Here is a 24,606-nt window from a genome sequence, read left to right as displayed (position 1 = left end):
CCGTAAACAAAAATGCCCGTGTCACTGGACACGGGCATTTTTGTTTATAACTCAACCGCTTTTGTGATGAGGGCAGGCTTAGCCGCGGTACTCACACAGGTAAGCGGTATCGACGGCCACTTTGAGCTGGAACTTGCTGTTGGCCGGAACATTGAACTGGCTGCCGGCCTCGAAGGTTTCCCAGTCGGTGCTGTCAGGCAGCTTCACGGTCAGCGCGCCGGAGACCACGTGCATGATTTCCCGTTGGGCCGTGCCGAACTCATATTCGCCCGGTGCCATGACGCCGATGGTCGCAGGGCCTTCGGCTGTGCCAAAAGCGATCGACTTGACGGTGCCGTCGAAGTACTCGTTGACTTTAAACATGGGCGATTCCTCGAAAAAGGGGCTGAAAAAGGCCGGCCAGTATGCACAAGGCTGCAACATTCGTCATCTGCCGCACTGGGAGGTGGCTGCCGCTCAACCCGGAAGCACCAAGGGCAACAACCGCGCGGTATTGCGCGCGTCTTCCAGCGCACGGTGCTGTTGACCGCAGAATTGCAGGCCAGCCAGTTGCAGCGCGCCATTGAGCCCCAACGGTCGCTCCAGCCGACGGGCCTTGGCGAAGCGTTGCTTGAGGTTCATGTGCGGTACCTGGCCGAGGACACTGTGCAACTGCTGGTGCTGCCATTCCTGAAGCAGTTGCTTGCGGTCGTAATCGCCCCAACTGACCCAGCTTTCCAGCTTCGACTGATACGGCGCCAGCCAGCGCTCGAACGCCGGCCAGACCTCGGTCAAGGGCGCGGCACTGTCGATATTGGCCTGGGTGATGTGGGTCAGTTCGCGACAGAAGGGCGTGAGCAGCGGTCGCCTCAGGGGCCGCACGAAGCGCTGGAAATGATCCACTTCGCGGCCGTCACGATTCACCAGCGTGGCGCCGATTTCGATAATTTCCATTTCGGTTACCGGCCAGCCACCTTCATCGGTGGTGGCCTCCAGATCAATCACCAGCCAGTGAGGCATTGCAGGGTTCCCGGTATCGGCGTGCTGATGGGTTTGAGCGTAGTCAAACCCTCGGCATCCGACTAGTGGGCTGTTTCAACGCGCAACAAAACCTGGCGGTTTTTCACCTGGTCCCCCCGCGTGACCTGCAATTGCCTGACCACGCCGTCGACGCCTGCCTTGAGTGGGTGCTCCATTTTCATGGCTTCAAGCACCATGAGCAGTTGGCCTTGGCGCACCGTGCTGCCTTCGCGGACCAGCAGCTCGACAATGGCGCCGTCCATGGGCGCCTTGAGCGTGCCGTCGCCGGGGCTGGTCTTGGCGGCGATGGGGGACAGGGTTCGATCTTGCAGGTGCAGGCCGCCAGGGCGGGTGAACAGCCAGAGATCGTTGCCATCGAGTCGCCAGGAATGCCGCCGGCGAATCCCATCGATCATCAGTGTCGCGCCATGGGGATCAGCGTCGAGCAGCCTCAGTTCGATCAAGCACCCGGCACTGCGTATGTTGAGTGTGCCGTCGGCTTCGGCCACCAGGCTCAGCGTCCAGTCGTGCTCCCCGACGCCGATCCGGTAGTGCAGCGCCGCGCCGATGCTGTTGCGCCATCCGCCCAGGCCCGGTGCGCGTTGTGCTTGCGAGGCCAGATAAAACGCCGCCGTGGCGATGGCGAGTTGTTCGGCAGAGGGATCGAGGGGCTGGAGCGCCCCATGATTGGCAAAGTGCTGCCCGATGAATCCGTTGCCGAAGTCGCCGTCGATGAACCGCGGGTGTGCCAGCAACCCGACGAGCAATCGCTGGTTGCTCTGCACGCCAAGCAGTACGCAATCTTCCACCGCTCGCAACAATTTGCGTCGGGCCTCCTCGCGAGTGGCGCCGTGGACGATGAGCTTGCCCAGCATCGAATCGTAGAACGGCGTGATGGCCTGGCCCTCCAGCAGGCCGTGGTCAATTCGCACGCCGTCCCGTATGGGCGGCTCCCAACCGATCAACTGCCCGGTCTGAGGCAGGAAATCGGCCGCCGGGTCCTCGGCGTACAGCCGCACTTGCATGGCATGGCCGCTGAGCGTCACCTGCTCCTGGCGCAGGGGCAGCGGCCTGCCGGCGGCGACGTCCAATTGCCAGGCCACCAGATCCAGGCCGGTGATCAACTCGGTGACCGGGTGTTCGACCTGCAGGCGCGTGTTCATCTCCAGGAAGTAAAACCGACCGTCCGCAGCGAGCAGGAACTCCACGGTCCCGGCCCCGACATATTTCACTGCGCGCCCCACCTTGAGTGCCGCATCGCCCATGGCCTGGCGCAGGTCGGCGGTCATGACCGGGCAGGGCGCTTCCTCGATGACTTTCTGGTGGCGCCGCTGGATCGAGCAGTCCCGTTCGCCCAGATGGATCAACTGACCGTGGTGGTCGCCGAAAATCTGCACTTCCACATGCCGCGGATCGATCAGGGCCTGTTCGAGGATCAACTCGTCGCTGCCAAAACCGTGCAGGGCTTCCGAGCGCGCGCTGCGCAACTGCTCCAGCAGGTCCTCGGCCCTCTGGACCAGGCGCATGCCTCGGCCCCCGCCACCGGCGCTGGCCTTGATCATCAACGGGTAGCCGATGCGCCCGGCTTCGCGCTGCAGCGTGTCGTCGTCCTGGGCGGCGCCCTGGTAACCGGCGATGCAGGGAACGCCGGCTTCAATCATGGCGATTTTTGCCCGGCGCTTGCTGCCCATCAGGTCGATGGCCTCGGGGCTGGGGCCGATGAACACGATGCCGGCCGCTTCGCAGGCCCTGGCGAACCCGGCATTTTCCGAAAGAAAGCCGTAGCCGGGATGGATCGCATCGGCCTCGCAGCGCCGGGCTGCATCGAGAATCGCCGAGGGGTTGAGGTAGGACTGCTGCACCGCGGCCGCGCCGATCAGCACGGCTTCATCGGCCATGCGCACGTGCAGCGCATCGGCGTCAGCCTCGCTGAACACCGCCACGGTGCGATAGCCCAGCGCCTGGGCGGTGCGCTGGATCCGGCAGGCGATTTCGCCACGGTTGGCGATGAGGATTTTGCTGAAGGCGGGCATGGGGTCATTCCTGGGTTTTTGCGGTGTCTGTCTGGGCCTCATCGCGAGCAAGCTTTGCTCCCACAATGCCCGGTGAGTGCATTCAGCTGTGGGAGCAAAGCTTGCTCGTGATGGCGGTCTGGCAGGCGATGTACTCAGTTTTTCTTCCCCGGCAAAATCCCCATGAGCTTGCAGATGATGCCCAGCATGATCTCGTCCGCACCGGCACCTATGGACACCAGCCGCACGTCGCGATACGCCCGGGCGACCGGGTTGTCCCACATGAAGCCCATGCCGCCCCAGTATTGCAGGCAACTGTCGGTGGTTTCCCGGGCCAGGCGTCCGGCCTTGAGCTTGGCCATCGACGCCAGCCGCGTGACGTCCTGGCCGTTGATGTACTGCTCGGTGGCCTGGTAGACCAGCGCCCGCAGGCATTCGATCTCGCTGGCCAGTTCCGCCAGGCGAAAGTGGATCACCTGGTTGTCGATCAGGGCCGCGCCGAAGGTCTTGCGTTCCTTGCAGTACGCGATGGTGCTGTCGATGCAATGCTCCAGGCCCTTGAGCATGTTGGCCGCGCCGAACAGGCGTTCTTCCTGGAACTGCAGCATCTGCATCATGAACCCGGCGCCTTCCTGGCCGATGCGATTGCGTTGTGGCACCCGCACGTCGTCGAAAAACACCTGGGCGGTTTCCGAGCTGCGCATGCCGAGTTTGTCCAAGTGCTGGCCGAGGCTGATGCCGGGGCTGTGCATCGGCACCATGATCAGCGATTTGTTGACGTGGGGCTTGTCGTCCGAGGTGTTGGCCAGCAGGCAAATGAAATCGGCGCTGGGTGCATTGGTGATCCACATCTTGCTGCCGTTGATGACGTAGTCGTCGCCGTCCTTGCGCGCCGTGGTCTTGAGGCCGGCGACGTCGGAGCCGGCGCCGACCTCCGAGACGCCGATGCAGCCGACCTGTTCGCCGCGGATGGCCGGGCGCAGGAACGCTTCACGCAACTCATCGGAGCCGAAGCGGGCCAGGGCCGGGGTGCACATGTCGGTCTGGACGCCGATGGACATGGGCACGCCGCCGCAATGAATGGTGCCGAATTCCTCGGCCGCGACGATCGAATAGCTGTAGTCCAGGCCCATGCCGCCGAAGGCAGCTGGTTTGGAAATGCCCAGCAGGCCCAGCTCGCCGGCCTTGCGGAAAACCTCGTGGATGGGGAAACGCCCGGCCTTCTCCCATTCGTCGACGTAGGGGTTGATGTCATGCTCGACAAACTGGCGGACGGTGCGCCGCAGTGCTTCGTGTTCCTGGGTGAAGATCATTTCTAGTGTTCTCCTGTGAGCCGTGGAGCGTCCTCAGAAACGGGCCACGCCGAAGCTGTTGGCTTGCAGTGGCCGCTGCTCGGCCTCGTGACAGATGTCTAGCAGGTAGCCCAGCAGTGTGCGGGTGTCGCGCGGGTCGACGAGCCCGTCGTCCCACAGGCTGGCGCTGCCGTAGAGAGCGGTGGACTGGCTGTCGAGTTTCTGCGCGGTGGTTTGCTCGAGCAGGTCCAGCATCTTCGGGTCGGGGGTCAGGCCGTTCTTGATCTGCGTGGCCTCGGTGACCATGCGCAGGACCTTGCCGGCCTGGGCGCCGCCCATCACTGCCGTATGGCTGTTGGGCCAGGCGAAGATGAAGCGTGGGTCCAGCCCACGCCCGCACATGGCGTAATTGCCGGCGCCGTAGGAGCCGCCCACCACGACGGTCAGCTTGGGCACTCGGGCATTGGCCACGGCCTGGATCATCTTGGCGCCGTGCTTGATCACCCCTTGTCGCTCCGACTCGGTGCCGACCATGAACCCGGTGGTGTTGTGCAAAAACAGCAACGGCGTGCGGCTCTGGTCGCACAACTGGATGAACTGCGCGGCCTTGCTGGCGCCTTGCGGCGTGATCGGTCCGTTGTTTCCGATCAGGCCGCAGGCGTGGCCGCGAATGTGCACGTGGCCGCAAATCGTCTGGGCGTCGAACTCGCTTTTGAAGGCCAGGAAATTCGAGCCGTCGGCGATGCGGGCGATGATTTCCTGCACGTCATAGGGTTTCTTCGGGTCGTCGGGGACCAGTCCCAATAATTCGTCGGCGGGGTAGAGCGGTTCCGTCCACGTCCGTTCGAGCTGTGGCGGCAGTTGCGCATTCCAGGGCAGCAGGCTGAGGATCTCCCGGGCCAGGCGCACGCCGTCGGCGTCGTTCTCGGCCAGGTATTCGGCGGTGCCGGCCACCTGCGCATGCATCTGTGCACCGCCCAGTTCCTCCTCGCTGGCCACTTCGCCGGTCGCGGCCTTGAGCAGCGGCGGCCCGGCCAGGAACAGCCGCGCCTTGTCGCGCACCACCACCACGTAATCCGACAACCCTGGCTGATAAGCCCCGCCTGCGGTGGCCGAGCCATGCACCACGGTGATCTGTGGCAGGCCCATGGCCGACATGCGTGCCTGGTTGGCGAAGCAGCGCGCGCCTTCGACGAAAATCTGCGCCGCGTAATTGAGATTGGCGCCGCCGCTTTCGGCGAGGGTGATGACCGGCAGTTTGTTCTCCATGGCGATCTGTTGCAGGCGCAGGGTCTTGTACAAGCCGCTGGGGGAAATCGTGCCGCCCTTGATTGCGCTGTTGTTGGCCACCACCAGCAGCCGCACCCCGGACACGTAGCCGATCCCGGCGATCAGGCCGCCGCCGGCCTGGCTGCCGTCCTTGTCGTCATGGAGTTTGTAGCCGGCCAGGCTCGCCAGTTCGAGGAACGGCGCGCCAGGGTCCAGCAGCAGGTTCAGGCGCTGGCGCGGCAACAACTGGCCGCGCTGGTCGAACTTGCCCTGGGCCTGGGCGGCTTTCTCCAGCACGGCCTGTTCGAGCTGGCGCAGCTGTTCGACACCAGCCAGCATCGCCGCGTGGTTGCGTGTGAAGTCAGCACTGTGGGGATCAAGGTGCGATTCGATGACTGGCATTGGCGACCGTCCCTTAGTTGACCTGGTCGGCGATGCCTTGCGGCACCGGAATCTGAATCTCCAGCAACTGCTGGGCGAACGCCTTGCCCTGGGGATCGATGCGCAGGCTGGCGACACCGCCGCCGCCGAGGGCGTTTTCCAGCAGGAAATTCAAACTGTGGGTGCCCGGCAGGTACCAGCGTTCGACCCGGCCCAAGCGCGGGTCGAGCACGTGGCTCATCCAATCGACCATCACCTCCGGCGTCAGTGCTTCGGCGATCCAGGGCAGGTATTCGGGTTCCCGGGCGATCACGCCAATGTTGCTGTGGTTGCCCTTGTCGCCGGAGCGCGCCACCGCCAGTTTGACCAACGGCACGCTGGCATCGGCCCGGCCCTGGGGTTTGGGCAGGTCCGGGGCAACGGGCAGATCGACGGTGTGCAGCGGTTCGAACGCGGGCAGGGGGCAAGGGTGACGCTGGCCGTCGAGTTCGATGTCGAGCCGGCAAGTGGTTTTGTCGGTCAGGAACGAGAACAGGCGAATCAACGGCGACACCGTCGGCCGGCCACCGACCAGCCCCGTCAGCCCTGGCGCCATGCCGGTGGCGGCCTGGGCGATTTCCCTGGAAAACAGCACCAGCGGCTGTTTGTCCGAGTGCCGTACCGCCAGCTTGATCACCACCTCACGGCTGTCCTGGCGTTGGCCGTGCTGGCCGTAAGTGGCTTCGCTGCCCAGCAGTTCGATGTCCACTTCGCTGTAGGGCGCCCAGCCATGCTGGCTGAACACCTGTGAGGTCTTGGCGACGATTGCCTGGCTGACCCGTTCAGCCTTGGCCACCGCATCAATGCCGGCGATCAGGCAGGTGGCGGTGCAGCGCCAGCCGTCCAGCCAGGTGGCGCTGACCTTGTATTGATCGGTGGGTGGCAAGCCCTTGGCGCCGTGGACGCGCACGGCGTGCTTGCCTTGCTGGATCAACCTGACCTGGCTGAAGTCACAGACCACGTCCGGCAACAGATAGCCTTGCGGGTCGCCGATTTCGTAGAGCAACTGCTCGCCGACGGTCAATGGCGTGACCAACCCGCCGCTGCCTTCGGCTTTGGTGACCGTGAACTGGCCGTCGGCGCTGACCTCGACGATGGGAAAGCCGATGTGCTCGTAATCCGGCACTTGCTGCCAGTCGGTGAAGTTGCCGCCCGTGCACTGGGCGCCGCATTCGATCAGGTGCCCAGCCAGTGCGGCCTGGGCCAATCGGTCGTAATCGTCCCAGGCCCAGCCGAATTCATGCACCAAGGCCGCGCTGACCACGGCGCTGTCCACCACGCGTCCGGTGATCACGATATCGGCCCCCAGGCGCAACGCCTCGACGATGCCGGGCGCGCCAAGGTAGGCGTTGATGGACACGCACGCGCAGGGCAGGGGTTCGCCACTGAACATTTCGCGAATGTCTTGGGCGGCGAGTCGATCGAATTGCGGTTGCAGGTCATCGCCCAGCAGCACGGCGATCTTCAACGGCACGCCGGCCTGATCGCAGGCCGCTTGCAGGGCCTTCGCACAGGCCTGGGGGTTGACCCCGCCGGCGTTGCTGATGACACGGATGCCGTGGTCATGCAAACGCCGTAGCAGCGGTGTGAGGACCTCAATGAAGTCCGTGGCATAACCGCTCGAAGAATCCTTCAGGCGCGCCCCGGCCATGATCGATATCGTCACCTCGGCCAGGTAGTCGAATACCAGGTAATCCAGCGCCCCGCCCTCGACCAGTTGCGCTGCCGCTGTACAGGTATCGCCCCAGAAGGCGCTGGCGCAACCGATACGGATCGTTTTTGGCATGGCGTTCCCTCCGGCAAAGGTGGTTCGAGACTACCAAGCAAGCGCTTGGTTTGTAAACGACGACTGGTTCTTCTGGCCGAGCGCTTGCTTGGCTGCCTCGGTCAGCTTAAATTGCCCGCGCCACTGATGGTTTGGTGTGCAATGCTCGCGCGTGGGTTGATCGACTGTAGGAGAGAATGGGTGGACGAGCAAAAAGCCCTGGGCGTGATGCGGGAGCTGGTCGACAACGGGCAACTGACCGACCCGGACAGTGCTCGCGGCAAACTGCTCCAGACCGCCGCCCACCTGTTTCGCAACAAAGGCTTCGAGCGCACCACGGTGCGTGACCTGGCCAGTGCCGTGGGCATTCAGTCGGGCAGCATCTTTCACCATTTCAAGAGCAAGGACGAAATCCTGCGGGCGGTGATGGAAGAAACCATCCGCTACAACACCGCATTGATGCGCGCCGCCCTGGCCGAGGCCGACAGCGTGCGTGAGCGGGTATTGGCGCTGATCCGCTGCGAATTGCAGTCGATCATGGGCGGCACCGGCGAGGCCATGGCGGTGCTGGTCTATGAATGGCGTTCGCTATCGCAGGATGGGCAGCGGCATGTGCTGGCCCTGCGTGATATTTATGAGGACTTGTGGCTCGAGGTGCTGGGCCAGGCCAAGGAGGCCGGGTATATTCGTGGAGACGTGTTCATTACCCGGCGGTTCCTCACGGGAGCGCTGTCCTGGACCACCACCTGGTTTCGCGCCGAAGGCAGCCTGAGCCTCGATGAGCTGGCCGAGCAAGCCCTGATCCTGGTGCTTGAAGAAAACAATAATCGAGCAGTGCCTTGAATGACCGTGTGGCTGGCTAAGTGGCTGAAACCGCCTAGCTTGATTGTTATTGATGGGACTTTTGGGGAGTGGGTTATCTTGACGTTTTCGCCGATGGGGATGACCTCGCGTCTGGTGCTGGCTGCTCTGGCCGTTTTCCTGGCGTTGCCGACCGAGGCAGCGCAACTGGTACGGATCGGCGCGGCGCATTTTCCGCCTTATACCGTTCGTCCCGAGAACGGCGCCGACACCGGCCTGCTTCCGCAAATGGTGGAGGCCTTGAACCAGGCGCAAACGGACTATCAGTTCGTGCTGGTGCCAACATCGATCCCGCGCCGCTTCAATGATTTCAAGCAGGGCCGGGTCGACATGGCGATCTTCGAGAACCCGGCCTGGGGCTGGCAGGACGTGCCGCACACCTCGGTAGACATGGGCCTGGAGGATGCGGAAGTCTTCGTCGCCCAGAGCGAGCCGGATCGACAGCAAAGTTATTTCACCGACCTCAGGGGCAAGCGCCTGGCACTGTTCAGCGGTTATCACTATGCCTTTGCCGAATTCAACGCCGATCCCAAGTTCCTTACCGGCCAATACAACGCCACGCTGACGTACTCCCACGACAGCAACCTGCTGATGGTCTTGCGCGGGCGCGCGGATATCGCCCTGGTGACCCGTTCGTACCTCAACGATTACGTGTTGCGCAACCCCGAAGTCGGCCCGCAATTGCTGGTGTCTGAACGCATCGATCAGGTCTACCACCATTACGCGCTGATCCGCCCGCAGGCGCCCATTTCCAGTGAGGCGTTTGCGCAGTTGCTGCAAATGTTGCGGGATAACGGTCAGTTGCTGAAGATTTTCCAGCCCTACCAGATTCATCTGGTGCCCATGCATACCCATTGAATGCACCACTAAATTTCCCTTCCTGGTTCACGTCCCACGTTGACTACCGACGAATACGCGAGCCCCTCCCATGTCCAACCTCAACCCCCCGACGACGTTGCCCTTGCCCGGCGGCCGTCGCCTCGGCGCCGATGAAACCGAACGCCACCTGAGCCTGATGCTCGAAGGTGCGCCGCTGATCCGGCTGCGCCTTGCGCGCGGTCCCGAGTTGCACGTGCACTTGCAGGAACTCGACGACCGACCAGTGGGCCCGGCGCTGTGGGCGGCCTGCTATTGGCTGTTTGCTCGCGACCCCGACTGCCAGCGCCTGACCTGGCACCTCGACGAGCGCCCCGGCGAAGCCTTGCTCAGCGGTTTGTTGATGGCCACCGAACGTGCCGGTGAATACATTTGCGAGCGCACGATGTTCTGGCAATTGCCGCAGCCCTGGCTGGGAGTGTCGTTCAACGGCAGTTACCCGCAACACATGATCATCACCGATGGCCAGCGCCATCCACGCCGGCCCATCAAGCCTCGTGGCGAGGTGTACCGGCGTTTTGATGCGCGGCTGGGCGCCTGGGTGTCCTTGCGCACCTTGGAAATCGAGCAGGACCTTACGCGTTTCAACCGCTGGCAGAACAGCCCGCGAGTGGCGAGCTTCTGGCAGGAGGAGGGCAGCCTGGAACAGCATCGCGAGTACCTGGGCAAGCTGCAGGCCGATCCCCGGGTCTTGACCCTGATCGGCTGCTTCGATGACCAGCCGTTCGCTTATTTCGAAGCCTATTGGGCCAAGGAAGATCGGATCGCGCCGTTCTATGCCGCCGGCAACTACGATCGCGGCATCCACATGCTGGTGGGCGAAGAGCAACACCGGGGGCCGCACAAGGTGGCGAGCTGGTTGTCGGCGCTGGTGCATTACCTGTTCCTGGACGACCCGCGCACCCAGCGCGTGGTCGCCGAGCCCCGGGCCGACAATGCCCGGATGATCGGGCACCTGCACAACCAGTGCTTCCATTGTGAAAAGGAATTCGATTTCCCCCACAAGCGCGCGGCGCTGATGATCCTGGGGCGTGAGCGGTTTTTTGATCGGTGTGGGTTGATGTAAGGGAGTAGGGCCTTAGGGCCTCGTCGCGAGCTTGCTCGCGATGAGGCCGGTAAAACCACCGCAAGTTACCGCCGGGCGAAGGTATCCCCCCGAACCCCCGACACCTTGCGGCAATGCACCAGGGCATCGCGGATCATGAAGTTCACCAGGGTCGGCGAGACGCCCAGCTCCTTGGCGATGTCCTTCTGCGGCACGCCATGCAGGCGATACATCTCGAAGGCATAGCGGGTGCGGCTGGGCAGTTCGGTCAGCGCGTCGGCGATGTGCTCCAGCGTGGAAAAGTTGATATGGGAGGTTTCTGGCGAAGCACCCTGGATCACCACGTTCAACCCTTCCTCTTCCGGCCCCGAGTATTTCAGTTCCAGCGCCTGCTTGCGGTAGTGATCGATCGCCAGGTTGCGCACGATCTGGAACAGATAGCTGAGCTGTGCCTTGAACGAGGAGGTGATCTGGGGCGCCGATTGCAGCCGGAAAAACGCGTCCTGCACCACATCTTCGGCACGGGATCGGCAGCCGGTAATGCGTGCCGCGATCTTGACCAGGATCAATCGGTTGTCCACGAATGCCTGGAGTAACGGTGAGTCGCACCTGCTTGTGGATACTTGTTCCGTCATGGAATTCACCTTGCTGCAAAAAGTTAGCAGGACGTCCGGATGCCGCACTCGCCCTACACATCGAGCGCCAAATTAGGCTTAATGATAATGATTGTCAATTGAGAAGAAGAATTATTGATGATGCAGCGTCCAGCCTTGATGCCGCGACTCATTGCCGCGGCGCGTGGCTGGCGGATGCTTCGGTTCGATGCCTCGGTGAGTAGGCTCCTCGACTAATTATTTGTCGGGACTATCCGTTCCCATGGGTGACAACTTGCAAGCCGAATCCAGGCAGGAAACCCCCATGACCGACGCGTTCGAACTCCCCATCACCCTGGCTCATGCCCTCCAGCGCCGCGCCGCGTTGACGCCGGACCGGGTGGCCCTGCGCTTCCTCGCCGACACCCCAGGGCAGGGTGTGGTATTGAGTTATCGCGACCTGGACCTGCGTGCCCGGACCATCGCCGCCACCTTGCAGGCCGAGGCCGCGCTGGGGGATCGCGCCGTGCTGCTGTTCCCCAGCGGCCCGGATTACGTCGCGGCGTTCTTTGGCTGCCTCTATGCCGGGGTGATTGCCGTGCCGGCCTATCCGCCGGAGTCCGCCCGTCGCCATCATCAAGAGCGCTTGCTGTCGATCCTCAAAGACGCCGAACCGCGCCTGCTGCTCACCAGCAGTGATCTGCGCGAGCCGTTGCAAGCCATCGAATCGGCGCCGCCAGTGTTGTGCGTTGATACCCTCGACCCAGCCCGCGCCGGACAATGGCGGATGCCGACGCTGCAGGACGATGACATTGCCTTCCTGCAATACACCTCCGGCTCCACCGCGTTGCCCAAGGGCGTGCAGGTCAGCCACGGCAACCTGGTCGCTAACGAACTGCTGATCCGTCATGGCTTCGGCATCGACCTGAACCCCGATGACGTCATCGTCAGCTGGCTGCCGCTGTACCACGACATGGGGCTGATTGGCGGCTTGCTGCAGCCGGTGTTCAGCGGCGTCCCCTGCGTATTGATGTCGCCGGCCTACTTCCTGGCCCGGCCCCTGCGTTGGCTCGAAGCAATCAGCGAATACGGCGGCACTATCAGCGGTGGCCCGGATTTCGCCTATCGGCTGTGCAGCGAACGGGTCAGTGACTCGGCCCTGCAGCGTCTCGACCTGAGCGGCTGGCGCGTGGCCTATTCCGGTTCCGAGCCGATCCGTCTCGACACGCTGGAGCGGTTTGCCGAGAAGTTCGCCCCGTGCGGCTTCACGCCGGACAATTTCATGGCCTCCTACGGCCTGGCAGAAGCGACCCTGTTCGTCGCCGGTACGCCACGCCGCCACGGCATTCCTTCGCTGCGGGTGGATGATGCGGCACTGACGCAAAACCGTGCCGAGCCGGGGCAGGGCCGTGCGGTGATGAGTTGCGGTGTCAGCCAGCCCGGGCACGCGGTGCTGATCGTCGAACCCGCCACGTTGCAGCCGCTGGCCGACAATCAGGTCGGTGAAGTCTGGGCTGCTGGGCCGAGCATCGCCCTGGGTTACTGGCGCAACCCTGAAGCCAGCGCCAAGACCTTTGTCCAGCACGACGGGCGGACCTGGCTGCGTACCGGTGACCTGGGTTTCCTGCGCGGCGGCGAACTGTTCATCACCGGCCGCCTGAAAGACCTGCTGATCGTGCGCGGGCATAACCTCTATCCCCAGGACATCGAGCAAACCATCGAGCGCGAAGTGGAGGTGGTGCGCAAGGGCCGCGTGGCCGCGTTCGCGGTCAACGATGGCGGCGAGGAAGGCATCGGTATCGCTGCGGAAATCAGCCGCAGCGTGCAGAAAATCCTCCCGCCCGAAGCCTTGATCAAAGCCATTCGCCAGGCCGTGGCCGAGGCCTGCCAGCAAGCCCCGAGCGTGGTGGTGCTGCTCAATCCCGGCGCGTTGCCCAAGACCTCCAGCGGCAAGTTGCAGCGCTCGGCGTGCCGCATTCGATTGGCTGACGGCAGCTTGGACAGTTATGCACAGTTCCCATCAGCCGAGGCAGAAGTCGCTGACGAATCTGCGCCGTCATCCGAGCTGCAAACGCTCATCGGCCAAATCTGGCGCGAGCAACTGCAGGTCGAACAGGTCCAGGCTGACGATCATTTCTTCCTGCTGGGCGGTAATTCCATCTCCGCCACCCAGGTGATCGCACGACTACGGGAAACCCTGGGGCTGGAACTGAACCTGCGCCTGCTGTTCGAAGCGCCAACCCTGGCCGCGTTCGCCGCAGCGGTGGCGAACCAGCAACAGGACGGCGGCCAGCCTCAAGGCGCGATCAGCGCATTGTCGCGCGACGATGCGTTGCCGCAATCCCTGGCCCAGAACCGTTTGTGGTTTACCTGGCAGCTCGATCCGACGAGCCATGCCTACAACATTCCTGGCGCCTTGCACCTGCGCGGCGAGCTGGACGAAGACGCGTTGCGCGCCAGTTTCCAGCGACTGATCGAGCGTCATGAGTCCCTGCGCACGCGGTTCCTGGAGCGGGATGGCGTGGCCCTGCAACAGGTCGATCCGGCCGGTGAATTCAAGCTGCATGTCATCGATCTCGGCGACCTGCCTGCCGACATGCGCGAAGCCCGGGCGCGGCAGGTTCGAGAAGACGAAGCGGCCACGCCGTTTGATCTGGAGAAGGGGCCGCTGCTGCGGGTCAGCCTGTTGCGTCTCGACGAGGATGACCATCAGCTGCTGGTGACACTGCACCACATCATCGCCGACGGCTGGTCGATGAATGTGTTGATTGAAGAATTCTCCCGCTTGTACGCCGCCGCCTCCCAAGGTCAGCTCGCCGAGCTGGCGCCGTTGCCCTTGCAATACGCCGACTACGGCAGTTGGCAGCGCCAGTGGCTCGCCCAAGGCGAGGCCGAGCACCAACTGAGCTACTGGAAGCAGCAACTGGGCGCGGAACCTTCGGCCCTGGTGCTGGGCACGGATCATCCACGCAGCGCTCAACGCCAGCGCAGTGCCGCGCGGCATAGCCTGCGCCTGGACAAGGGCCTCTGCGATACCTTGCGCCACGTGGCCCAGGCACACGACGCAACGCCGTTCATGCTGTTGCTGGCAGCCTTCCAGGCGCTGTTGCAGCGTTACACCGGCCAATCCGACATCCGCATCGGCGTGCCCAACGCCAACCGTCCGCGCCTGGAAACCCAGGGGCTGATCGGCTTCTTCATCAACACCCAGGTGCTGCGCGGGCAGGTCGATTCACGTCAGCCATTCGCTGCGCTGCTGGCCCAGGCCCGGGAAGCCACACTCGGTGCCCAGGTCCACCAGGACCTGCCGTTCGAACAACTGCTCGAAGCGTTTCCCGAGGCGCGTGAACAAGGCCTGTTCCAGGTGATGTTCAACCACCAGCAGCGTGACTTGAGTGCCTTGCGGCGCCTGCCGGGGTTGCTGGCCGAGGAGTTGCCGTGGCACAGCCGCGAAGCCAAGTTCGACCTGCAACTGCACAGCGAAGAAGATCGCAACGGCCGCTTGACGCTGTCGTTCGACTACGCCGACGAACTGTTCGAGGCGGCGACCATCGAGCGGCTGGCGGCGCATTACTGCAACCTGTTGCGGGCGGTCTGTGCCGATCCGCAGCAAGCCATCGGCGATGTGCCGTTATTGGCCGCCGATGAACACAGCCAACAGCAGCAATGGAGCGCGGCCCCGTGCGCGCCGGCCAGCCAATGGCTGCCGGAGCTGTTGAACGAACAGGCCCGGTGCACGCCGCAACGCACTGCGTTGCGCTGGGACGGTGGTCAACTCGATTATGCCGAGCTGCACACCCAGGCCAATCGCCTGGCCCATTACCTGCGGGACAAGGGCGTTGGCCCGGACGTGTGCGTGGCGATTGCCGCCGAGCGCTCGCCGCGGCTGCTCATCGGTGTGCTGGCCGTCATCAAGGCCGGCGGTGCCTATGTGCCGCTGGATGCGGACTACCCGGCCGAACGCCTGGCCTACATGCTCCACGACAGTGGCGTCGACTTGCTGCTGACCCAAACCGAGCTGCTCGAACGTTTGCCGGCGTGCGACGGCGTCAGTGTCATCGCCATGGACGCCCTGCATCTGGAGCAATGGCCAAGCAATCCGCCGGGCCTGCACCTGCACGGCGACCATCTGGCCTACGTGATCTACACCTCCGGCTCCACCGGCCAGCCCAAAGGCGTCGGCAATACCCACGCGGCCCTGGCCGAGCGCCTGCAATGGATGCAAGCGACCTACGGGCTGGATGCCACCGATGTGCTGATGCAAAAAGCGCCGATCAGTTTCGACGTGTCGGTCTGGGAATGCTTCTGGCCTCTGATCACCGGCAGCGAATTGGTACTGGCCGGCCCCGGCGAACACCGTGACCCGCACCGCATCGCCCAGTTGGTGCAGCAGTTTGGCGTCACCACGCTGCACTTCGTGCCGCCGTTGCTCAGCCTGTTTGTCAATGAGCCGCTGAGCGCCCGCTGCAGCAGCCTGCGTCGGCTGTTCTCCGGTGGCGAAGCCTTGCCCGCCGAACTGCGCAAGCGGGTGTTGGCGCAACTGCCGGCGGTGCAATTGCACAACCGCTACGGCCCGACCGAAACCGCGATCAACGTCACCCATTGGCATTGCACCGAGGCCGATGGCGAGCGCTCGCCGATCGGCCGGCCCCTGGACAACGTCCTGTGCCGGGTACTCGACAGCGACCTCAATCCCGTGCCGGCCGGCGTGCCCGGCGAGCTGTGCATCGGCGGCCTGGGCCTGGCCCGGGGTTACCTCGGTCGTCCGGGCCTGAGCGCCGAGCGTTTTGTCGCTGACCCTCTGGGGCCGGCCGGTGCGCGGTTGTACCGTACCGGCGACCGCGCGCGTTGGAACGCCGACGGCGTGATCGAGTACCTCGGCCGCCTCGACCAGCAGGTCAAGCTGCGCGGTTTCCGGGTCGAGCCGCAGGAAATCGAAGCGCGCCTGCTGGCCCAGGACGGCGTCGCCCAAGTGGCGGTGTTGGTGCGCGACACCTCGGCCGGCCCTCAGTTAATCGGCTATTACACCGCCCCGGATGTCGCTCAGGATCAGGACGCGTTGAACATTCGGCTCAAAACCGCCCTGGCCGCCGAACTGCCGGACCACATGGTGCCCGCCCAACTGCTGCGCCTGGACGCCATGCCCCTGGGCCCGAGCGGCAAGCTCGACCGCCGCGCCTTGCCCGAGCCGCAATGGCAGGTGCGCGAGCACGTCGAGCCGGCCAGCGCCCTGGAGCAGCAAATCGCCGGCATCTGGCGCGAGGTGCTGGGCCTTGCGCGCATCGGCCTGCGGGACGATTTCTTTGCCCTCGGCGGTCATTCGCTGCTGGCGACCCAGATCATTTCCCGCACCCGCCAAACCTGTGACGTCGAACTGCCGCTGCGCACTTTGTTCGAGGCCAGCGAGCTGGGCGCCTTCGCCGAACAGGTGCGCTTGATCCAGGCCAGCGGCCAGGCCAACCGCCAGCCACCGATCGAGAAAGTTGACCGTAGCCAACCGGTGCCGCTGTCCTATTCCCAGCAGCGCATGTGGTTCCTCTGGCAGATGGAGCCGGACAGCCCGGCCTACAACGTCGGTGGCATGGCGCGGTTGCGCGGGGTGCTGGATGTCGGGCGTTTCGAGGCGGCCTTGCAGGCGTTGATCCTGCGCCACGAAACCCTGCGCACCACGTTCCCGAGCGTCGACGGCGTGGCCCGCCAGCAGGTGCACGGCGAGACGGGTCTGCGCATGGGCTGGAAGGATTTTTCGATGCTGGCTGCCGACATTCGCCAGCAGCGGGTGCAACAACTGGCCGACAGTGAGGCCCACCAGCCTTTCGACCTGGAAACCGCGCCGCTGCTGCGAGCCTGCCTGGTCAAGACCGCCGAGCATGAGCATTACTTTGTCCTGACGTTGCACCACATCGTCACCGAAGGCTGGGCGATGGACATCTTCGCCCGTGAACTGAGCGCGCTGTACGAAGCCTTTATTGATGACCGTGAGTCGCCGCTGGAAGCCTTGCCGGTGCAGTACCTGGACTACAGCGTCTGGCAGCGTCAGTGGCTGGAGTCCGGCGAGCGTCAGCGACAACTCGACTATTGGACCGCGCAATTGGGCCGCGAGCATCCGCCGCTGGAACTGCCCGGCGACCGCCCGCGTCCATCGGTGCAAAGTCATCGCGGTGAATTGTTCCGTTTCGACCTCAGTGATGATTTGGCGGCGCGGGTCCGTGCCTTCAACGCGCAACAGGGCCTGACCCTGTTCATGACCATGACCGCCGCCCTGGCCGTGCTGCTCTATCGCTACAGTGGCCAGACCGACCTGCGCATCGGCGCGCCGGTGGCGAACCGCATCCGCCCGGAAAGCGAAGGGCTGATCGGGGCGTTCCTCAACACCCAGGTCCTGCGCTGCCAACTCGACGGGCAGATGTCGGTGGGCGAACTGTTCGAGCAGGTGCGCCACACCGTGATTGAAGGCCAGTCCCATCAGGATTTGCCTTTCGATCACCTGGTGGAAGCCCTGCAGCCGCCGCGCAGTGCGGCCTACAACCCGCTGTTCCAGGTGATGTGCAACGTGCAGCGCTGGGAGTTCCAGCAGAGCCGCACGCTGGCCGGCATGACTGTGGAATACCTGGTCAACGACGCCCGGGCCACCAAGTTCGACCTCAACCTGGAAGTCACCGACCTGGATCAGCGCCTGGGTTGCTGCCTGACCTACAGCACCGACCTGTTCGACGAACCGCGCATCGCGCGGATGGCTGGGCACTGGCGCAATCTGCTGGAAGCGTTGCTGGTCGATCCGGCCCGACGCCTGAGCGAACTGCCGTTGCTGGACACCCGCGAGCAGCAACAGCTGCTCGACAGCCTGGGCGTCGAGCCCGGTGAGCATCGCCTGGACCAATGCCTCCACGAACTGTTCGACGAACAGGCGCGGATGCGTCCCGATGCGTCGGCCCTGACTTTCGCCGGGCAGACCCTGACGTATGCGCAACTGGACAGCCGCGCCAATCGCCTGGCCTGGATGCTGCGCGAACGAGGCGTCGGGCCGCAGGTGCGGGTCGGCCTGGCCCTGGAGCGTTCGCTGGAAATGGTCATCGGCCTGCTGGCGATCCTCAAGGCCGGCGGTGCCTACGTGCCGCTGGACCCGGAATACCCGCTGGACCGCTTGAGCTACATGATCGAGGACAGCGGCATCAGCCTGCTGCTCAGTGACCGGGCGATGTTCCAGGCCCTCGGTGCATTGCCCGAGGGCGTGGGCTGCTGGTGCCTGGACGATGATTCGCCAGCCCTGGCCCAATACCCGGATCAGCCGCTGCCGCTGATCAACCTGCCGCAACACCAGGCGTACCTGATCTACACTTCCGGCTCCACCGGCAAGCCCAAGGGCGTGGTGGTGTCCCACGGTGAAATCGCCATGCATTGCCAGGCAGTGATCCAGCGTTTCGGCATGCGCCCGGACGATTGCGAACTGCATTTCTACTCCATCAACTTCGATGCGGCCACCGAACGACTGCTGGTGCCATTGCTCAGCGGCGCCCACGTGGTGCTGCGGGCCCAGGGCCAATGGGACGCCGAGGAAATCTGTGGGCTGATTCGCCAGCATCGCATCAACATTCTTGGCTTCACCCCCAGCTACGGCAGCCAGCTGGCCCAGTGGCTGGCGACCCAGGGCCAGAGCTTGCCGGTGCGCATGTGCATCACCGGCGGCGAAGCCCTGACCGGCGAGCACTTGCAGCGCATTCGCGCGGCATTCAACCCTAGCCTGTTCTTCAACGCCTATGGCCCGACCGAAACCGTGGTCATGCCGTTGGCGAGCCTGGCCCCGGAGCGACTGGAAGAGGGCGCTGCCAGTGTGCCGATTGGCAGCGTGATTGGCGCCCGCGTGGCATACATCCTCGACGCCGACCTGGCGTTGGTGCCGCAAGGCGCCACGGGTGAGTTGTATGTGGGCGGCGCCGGTCTGGCCCAGGGTTATCACCAGCGTCCTGGCATGACCGCCGAGCGTTTCGTCGCCGACCCGTTCGCCACCGAGGGCGGACGCCTTTATCGCACCGGCGACCTGGTGCGCCAGGGTGCCGACGGTCTGGTGGAGTACCTGGGACGGATCGACCATCAGGTGAAAATCCGCGGCTTCCGCATCGAACTGGGGGAAATCGAAACCCGCCTGCTGGAACATGACGCGGTGCGCGAGGCCGTGGTACTGGCCTTCGACACGCCCGGCGGCAAGCAACTGGCCGGCTACCTGGTGAGCGACCTTGCCAGCCAGGACGGCGAGCAACAAGCGACCCTGCGCGAAGCCTTGAAAAACCACCTCAAGGCCCAGCTGCCGGACTACATGGTGCCCGCGCACCTGATCCTGCTGGCGAGCATGCCGCTGACCGCCAACGGCAAGCTCGACCGCCGTGCCTTGCCGTTGCCCGATCCCGAACTCAATCGCCAACACTACGTGGCGCCAAGCAATGCCCTGGAGCAGACCCTGGCGGCGATCTGGTGCGACGTGCTGAACGTCGGGCAAGTGGGCCTTAACGATAACTTCTTCGAGCTGGGCGGTGATTCGATCCTGTCCATCCAGGTGGTCAGCCGCGCCCGGCAGCAGGGCATTCACTTCACGCCCCGGGACCTGTTCCAGCACCAGACCGTGCAGACCCTGGCCGCGGTTGCCACGCGCAGCCAGCAGGTGCTTGCCGAGCAGGGCCTGTTGCAGGGGGAGTCCGGGTTGACGCCGATCCAGCACTGGTTCTTCGAGCGCCAGATCCCCAACCAGCACCACTGGAACCAGGCGCTGGTGCTGGCGCCGACCACGGCCCTGGAACCGCAACCTCTGGAACAGGCGCTGCGCAGCGTCTTCCAGCACCACGATGCCTTGCGCCTGGGCTTCGGCGAAAGCGTCGGGCACTGGCGTGCCGAGCACCAGCCATTGTCAGACGCGGCGTTGTTGCAGCACATATCCGTGGCCACCGCGCAGGATTGCGAAGCGTTGTTTGCCCAGACGCAGAGCCGTTTCAATCTATCAACCGGGCCATTGCTGCGCGCAGTGCTGGCGCAGTTACCCGACGGCCAGCAACGTTTGCTGATCGTCATCCATCACCTGGTGGTCGACGGTGTGTCGTGGCGGGTGTTGATGGACGATTTGCAAACCGTCTACCGCCAGCTCACCGCCGGGCAGCAGGTGCAGTTGCCGACCAAGACCAGCCCATTGCGCGACTGGGCCGCGCGCTTGCTGGCTTACGCCGGCAGCGAATCCCTGCGCGAAGAACTGGAGTGGTGGCAAGCGCAGTTGAGTGGCGCGCAGCTGCAGTTGCCCTGCGCGAATCCCGAGGGCGGACTGCAGGAGCGTCATGCTGAAACCGTCAGCGTGCGCCTGGACGCCGAGCGCACCCGGCAACTGTTGCAACAGGCGCCGAGCGCCTATCGCACCCAGGTCAACGACCTGTTGCTTACCGCGCTGGCCCGGGTGCTGTGCCGCTGGAGTGGCCGTGCCTCGGCCCTGGTCCAGCTTGAAGGCCACGGCCGCGAAGCGCTGTTCGACGACATCGACCTGACCCGCACCGTCGGCTGGTTCACCAGCGTCTATCCCGTGCGCCTGAGCCCCGCGGCCGAAGGCTTCGGTGCGTCGATCAAGGCCATCAAGGAACAACTGCGCGCGGTGCCCCACAAGGGCCTCGGCCATGGCGTATTGCGCTACATGGCCGACGCGGCGACTCGCGAGACGATGGCCAGCCTGCCGCGCGCGGCGATCACCTTCAACTACCTGGGCCAGCTCGACCAGACCCTGGGTCAGGATGCGCTGTTCCAGCCGCTGGATGCGCCGCTGGGCGCGATCCACGATCCCGAGGTGCCGCTGCCTAATGAGCTGAGCGTCGACAGCCAGGTCAGCGGCGGCGAGTTGGTGCTGCGCTGGACGTTCAGCCGTGAACGGCATGATCGTCAGGCTATCGCCACCCTGGCCGAGGCCTACCTCGATGAGTTGCAACGCCTGATCGAGCACTGCCTGACAGACGAGGCGGGCGGCCTGACGCCATCGGATTTCCCCCTGGCGAAGCTGACCCAGGGCCAGCTCGACAGCCTGCCGGTGCCGGCCGGGCAGATCGAAGACGTCTACCCGCTGACGCCGATGCAGGAAGGCATGCTGTTGCACACCTTGCTGGAACCTGGCACGGGCCTGTACTACATGCAGGATCGCTATCGCATCAACAGCGAACTGGACCCGCAACGTTTTGCCCAGGCCTGGCAAGCGGTCATCGCCCGGCATGAAGCCTTGCGCGCGTCGTTCTGCTGGAACGTCGGCGAAGACATGCTGCAAATTATCCACAAGCCCGGCCACACCCCGGTGGACTTCCTCGACTGGTCCGAGGTGCCCGAAGACGCCCAGGAAGCCAAGCTCCAGGCGCTGCTCAAGAACGAGCGCGAAGCCGGTTTCGATTTGTTGAACCAGGCGCCGTTTCATCTGCGACTGATTCGGGTCGGCGCGGCACGCTACTGGTTCATGATGAGTAACCACCACATCCTCATCGATGCGTGGTGCCGTTCGCTGCTGATGGACGACTTCTTCGAGATCTACACCGCCCTGGGTGAAAACCGCGAACCGCAGTTGGCCGTGCCACCGCGTTATCGCGACTACATCGGCTGGCTGCAGCACCAGAGCCTGGCCGAAGCCCGCCATTGGTGGCAGCGCAACCTGCAAGGCTTCGAGCGGACCACGCCGATCCCTGGCGACCGGCCGTTCCTGCGCGAGCACGCCGGTGACAGCGGCGGCATGATCGTCGGCGACTGCTACACCCGTCTCGATGTCGAGGATGGCGCACGGCTACGGGAACTGGCCCAGGCCCATCAACTGACGGTCAACACGTTCGCCCAGGCGGCGTGGGCCCTGGTGCTGCGGCGGGTCAGCGGCGACCGCGACGTGCTGTTCGGCGTCACTGTGGCCGGGCGTCCGGTGGAGCTGCCGCAGATGCAACGCACCGTGGGGCTGTTCATCAACAGCATCGCCTTGCGCGTGCAGATGCCTGAAGACTATCAGCGCTGCAGCGTGCGCCAGTGGCTCAGCGATTTGCTGGACAGCAACATGCAACTGCGCGAGTACGAATACCTGCCACTGGTGAGCATCCAGGAAGTCAGTGAACTGCCCAAGGGCCAGCCTCTGTTCGACAGTTTGTTCGTGTTCGAGAATGCCCCGGTGGAGGTCTCGGTGCTGGACCGCGCCCAAAGTCTCAATGCCACTTCGGACTCGGGCCGGACCCACACCAATTTCCCGCTGACGGCGGTCTGCTACCCGGGGGATGACCTGGGGCTGCACCTTTCATACGACCAGCGCTACTTCGATGAAAGCACCGTCCAGGGGCTGCTGGGCGAGTTCAAGCGGTTGCTGCTGGCATTGATGGCGGGCTTGCACGGCGACATGAGCGAGCTGCCGCTGATCGGTGCCGAAGAACAGGACTTCCTCATCGAGGGCTGCAACCAGAGCGAGCATGCCTATCCGCTGGAGCAGAGTTACGTCGAGCTGTTCGAGGCCCGAGTCGCGGCCCATCCGCAGCGCCCTGCGGTCAGTTGCCTGGACGCGAGCTACAGCTACGCCGAGCTGAATGCGCGCAGCAACCGCCTCGGTCATGCCCTGATCGCGTCCGGTGTCGGCCTGGATCAGCCCGTGGCGCTGCTGGCCGAACGGGATGCCGAGCTGCTGGGCATGATCATCGGCAGCTTCAAGGCCGGTGCCGGCTACCTGCCGCTGGACCCGGGCCTGCCGAGCCAGCGCCTGAGCCGCATCATCGAATTGAGTCGCACGCCGTTGTTGGTTTGCACCCAGGCCTGCGAGGCCCAGGCGCAGGCTTTGCTGGACGAGTTCGCCTGTTCCGGGCGGCCGAAGTTGCTGGTGTGGGAAGTCGTCCAGGCCAGCGCTCTTTCGCTGGAAAACCCAGGGATCTACAGCGGGCCGGATAACCTGGCCTACGTGATCTACACCTCCGGTTCCACCGGCCTGCCCAAAGGCGTGATGGTGGAACAGCGGGGCATGCTCAACAACCAACTGAGCAAGGTGCCATACCTGGCGCTGAGCGAGGCGGATGTGATCGCCCAGACGGCGTCCCAGAGCTTCGATATTTCGGTCTGGCAGTTCCTGGCCGCGCCGTTGTTCGGTGCCCGGGTCGACATCGTGCCCAACGCCATTGCCCACGACCCGCAAGGGTTGCTGGAGCATGTACAGCAGCAGGGCATTAGCGTGCTGGAAAGCGTGCCGTCGTTGATCCAGGGCATGCTCGCCCAGGAACGCATCGGTCTGGACGGCTTGCGCTGGATGCTGCCCACCGGCGAAGCGATGCCGCCGGAACTGGCCCACCAGTGGTTGTTGCGTTACCCGGACATTGGTCTGGTCAATGCCTACGGCCCGGCGGAATGCTCCGACGACGTGGCGTTCTTCCGGGTCGACCTGGCCTCGACCCGTGGTACGTATCTGCCGATTGGCACACCCACCGACAACAATCGTCTGTACCTGCTCGACGGCGCGCTGGACCTGGTGCCGCTGGGCGCGGTGGGTGAGCTATGCGTAGCGGGCACCGGGGTCGGGCGTGGTTATGTCAGCGATCCGTTGCGCACCGCCCCGGTCTTTGTGCCGAACCCGTTCGGCGCGCCGGGGGAGCGGCTGTACCGCACCGGCGACCTGGCACGGCGGCGCAGCGATGGGGTGTTGGAGTATGTCGGGCGCATCGACCATCAGGTAAAGATCCGCGGCTACCGCATCGAACTGGGGGAAATCGAAGCACGCTTGCATGAACAGCCGGAAGTGCGCGATGGGGCGGTGGGTGTGCAGGAGGGCGCCAATGGCAAGCATCTGGTGGGCTACCTCGTGGCCACCGACTCGGCGCTCAAATCCGCCGAACGACTGGAGCGCATCAAGCAGCGCCTGCGGGCCGAACTGCCGGAATACATGGTGCCGCTGCACTGGCTGTGGCTCGAGCGCCTACCCCTCAACGCCAACGGCAAACTCGATCGCAAGGCCTTGCCGACCCTGGAGATCGGTCAGTTGCAAAGCCAGGACTACCAAGCCCCCGGCAATGAACTGGAACAGACCCTGGCAGACATCTGGGCCCAGGTGCTGAAAGTCGAGCGGGTGGGGGTGCGGGACAACTTCTTCGAACTGGGCGGGCATTCCCTGCTGGCGACGCAGATCGCCTCACGGGTGCAAAAGGCCCTGCAACGCAACGTACCGCTGCGGGCGATGTTCGAATGCAGCACGGTGCAGGAACTGGCCGACTACATCGATGGGCTGGCGGTCGGCGAAATCACTGAGGAGAAGGTGGATCGGTTGAATGATTTGATGGCGGAGTTGGAAGGAATGTAGTTTTGCGGCGTCTATAAGGACCCCTTCGCGGGCAAGCCTTGCTCCCACAGGGATCAGCTGTGAACAGAGTATTTGTGTTCGAGCATCAACCCTGTGGGAGCAAGGCTTGCCCGCGATGAGGGCAGCATAGGCACTGCCGGCTCAAAGGTTGACTGCTCAGCC

The 24,606-nt window shown here is 64.3% G+C and carries 11 protein-coding genes; 4 read left to right on the top strand and 7 right to left on the bottom strand.

Annotated features, from left to right (window positions below):
• Positions 1-78: 78 nt before the first annotated feature.
• The 6 genes from KGA89_RS28025 to KGA89_RS28000 all read right to left on the bottom strand — a co-directional run bounded on the left by KGA89_RS28025 (position 79) and on the right by KGA89_RS28000 (position 7,778).
• On the bottom strand, positions 79-363 hold the full coding sequence (locus KGA89_RS28025) for a pyrimidine/purine nucleoside phosphorylase (protein WP_014337306.1): 285 nt from the start codon (positions 361-363) through the stop codon (positions 79-81).
• Positions 364-456: 93 nt separating this feature from the next.
• Complete coding sequence (locus tag KGA89_RS28020) at positions 457-999, bottom strand: exonuclease domain-containing protein (RefSeq protein ID WP_057451016.1); 543 nt, start codon at positions 997-999, stop codon at positions 457-459.
• Positions 1,000-1,061: 62 nt separating this feature from the next.
• Positions 1,062-3,032, bottom strand: a complete 1,971-nt coding sequence (locus KGA89_RS28015; protein ID WP_223473069.1) for an acetyl/propionyl/methylcrotonyl-CoA carboxylase subunit alpha — start codon at positions 3,030-3,032, stop codon at positions 1,062-1,064.
• Positions 3,033-3,166: 134 nt separating this feature from the next.
• Complete coding sequence (atuD, locus tag KGA89_RS28010; RefSeq protein WP_079305661.1) at positions 3,167-4,324, bottom strand: citronellyl-CoA dehydrogenase; 1,158 nt, start codon at positions 4,322-4,324, stop codon at positions 3,167-3,169.
• Between the two features lie 33 nt (positions 4,325-4,357).
• Positions 4,358-5,974, bottom strand: coding sequence for a geranyl-CoA carboxylase subunit beta (atuC, locus tag KGA89_RS28005; protein WP_223473068.1), 1,617 nt, complete (start codon positions 5,972-5,974; stop codon positions 4,358-4,360).
• A gap of 13 nt (positions 5,975-5,987) precedes the next feature.
• Complete coding sequence (locus KGA89_RS28000; protein WP_223473067.1) at positions 5,988-7,778, bottom strand: acyclic terpene utilization AtuA family protein; 1,791 nt, start codon at positions 7,776-7,778, stop codon at positions 5,988-5,990.
• Between the two features lie 180 nt (positions 7,779-7,958).
• Here KGA89_RS28000 and KGA89_RS27995 point away from each other — a divergent pair, with 180 nt between their 5' ends.
• The 3 genes from KGA89_RS27995 to KGA89_RS27985 all read left to right on the top strand — a co-directional run bounded on the left by KGA89_RS27995 (position 7,959) and on the right by KGA89_RS27985 (position 10,560).
• Positions 7,959-8,600, top strand: coding sequence for a TetR/AcrR family transcriptional regulator (locus tag KGA89_RS27995; protein WP_223473066.1), 642 nt, complete (start codon positions 7,959-7,961; stop codon positions 8,598-8,600).
• Positions 8,601-8,699: 99 nt separating this feature from the next.
• Positions 8,700-9,476, top strand: coding sequence for a substrate-binding periplasmic protein (locus tag KGA89_RS27990; protein ID WP_223473091.1), 777 nt, complete (start codon positions 8,700-8,702; stop codon positions 9,474-9,476).
• A gap of 70 nt (positions 9,477-9,546) precedes the next feature.
• The gene (locus KGA89_RS27985) at positions 9,547-10,560 is read left to right on the top strand and encodes a GNAT family N-acetyltransferase (protein WP_223473065.1); all 1,014 of its coding nucleotides are present in this window, start codon (positions 9,547-9,549) and stop codon (positions 10,558-10,560) included.
• Positions 10,561-10,625: 65 nt separating this feature from the next.
• Here KGA89_RS27985 and KGA89_RS27980 read toward each other — a convergent pair whose 3' ends face one another.
• Complete coding sequence (locus KGA89_RS27980) at positions 10,626-11,174, bottom strand: RNA polymerase factor sigma-70 (protein ID WP_003199492.1); 549 nt, start codon at positions 11,172-11,174, stop codon at positions 10,626-10,628.
• Between the two features lie 283 nt (positions 11,175-11,457).
• Here KGA89_RS27980 and KGA89_RS27975 point away from each other — a divergent pair, with 283 nt between their 5' ends.
• Positions 11,458-24,444, top strand: a complete 12,987-nt coding sequence (locus KGA89_RS27975; protein ID WP_223473064.1) for a non-ribosomal peptide synthetase — start codon at positions 11,458-11,460, stop codon at positions 24,442-24,444.
• The last annotated feature ends 162 nt before the right edge of the window (positions 24,445-24,606 follow it).

The organism is Pseudomonas sp. A-RE-22, assembly GCF_019956035.1.
Taxonomy (GTDB): Bacteria; Pseudomonadota; Gammaproteobacteria; order Pseudomonadales; family Pseudomonadaceae; genus Aquipseudomonas; species Aquipseudomonas brassicacearum.
This window is presented reverse-complemented; position numbering and strand designations above follow the sequence as displayed.

Excerpts from the sequence above, each read along its gene's own strand:
- KGA89_RS28000 (WP_223473067.1), bottom strand. The coding sequence starts at position 7,778 with ATGCCAAAAACGATCCGTATCGGTTGCGCCAGCGCCTTCTGGGGCGAT.
- KGA89_RS27985 (WP_223473065.1), top strand. The coding sequence starts at position 9,547 with ATGTCCAACCTCAACCCCCCGACGACGTTGCCCTTGCCCGGCGGCCGT.
- atuC (WP_223473068.1), bottom strand. The coding sequence starts at position 5,974 with ATGCCAGTCATCGAATCGCACCTTGATCCCCACAGTGCTGACTTCACA.
- KGA89_RS27975 (WP_223473064.1), top strand. The coding sequence starts at position 11,458 with ATGACCGACGCGTTCGAACTCCCCATCACCCTGGCTCATGCCCTCCAG.
- KGA89_RS27990 (WP_223473091.1), top strand. The coding sequence starts at position 8,700 with ATGACCTCGCGTCTGGTGCTGGCTGCTCTGGCCGTTTTCCTGGCGTTG.
- KGA89_RS28015 (WP_223473069.1), bottom strand. The coding sequence starts at position 3,032 with ATGCCCGCCTTCAGCAAAATCCTCATCGCCAACCGTGGCGAAATCGCC.
- atuD (WP_079305661.1), bottom strand. The coding sequence starts at position 4,324 with ATGATCTTCACCCAGGAACACGAAGCACTGCGGCGCACCGTCCGCCAG.
- KGA89_RS28025 (WP_014337306.1), bottom strand. The coding sequence starts at position 363 with ATGTTTAAAGTCAACGAGTACTTCGACGGCACCGTCAAGTCGATCGCT.
- KGA89_RS27980 (WP_003199492.1), bottom strand. The coding sequence starts at position 11,174 with ATGACGGAACAAGTATCCACAAGCAGGTGCGACTCACCGTTACTCCAG.
- KGA89_RS28020 (WP_057451016.1), bottom strand. The coding sequence starts at position 999 with ATGCCTCACTGGCTGGTGATTGATCTGGAGGCCACCACCGATGAAGGT.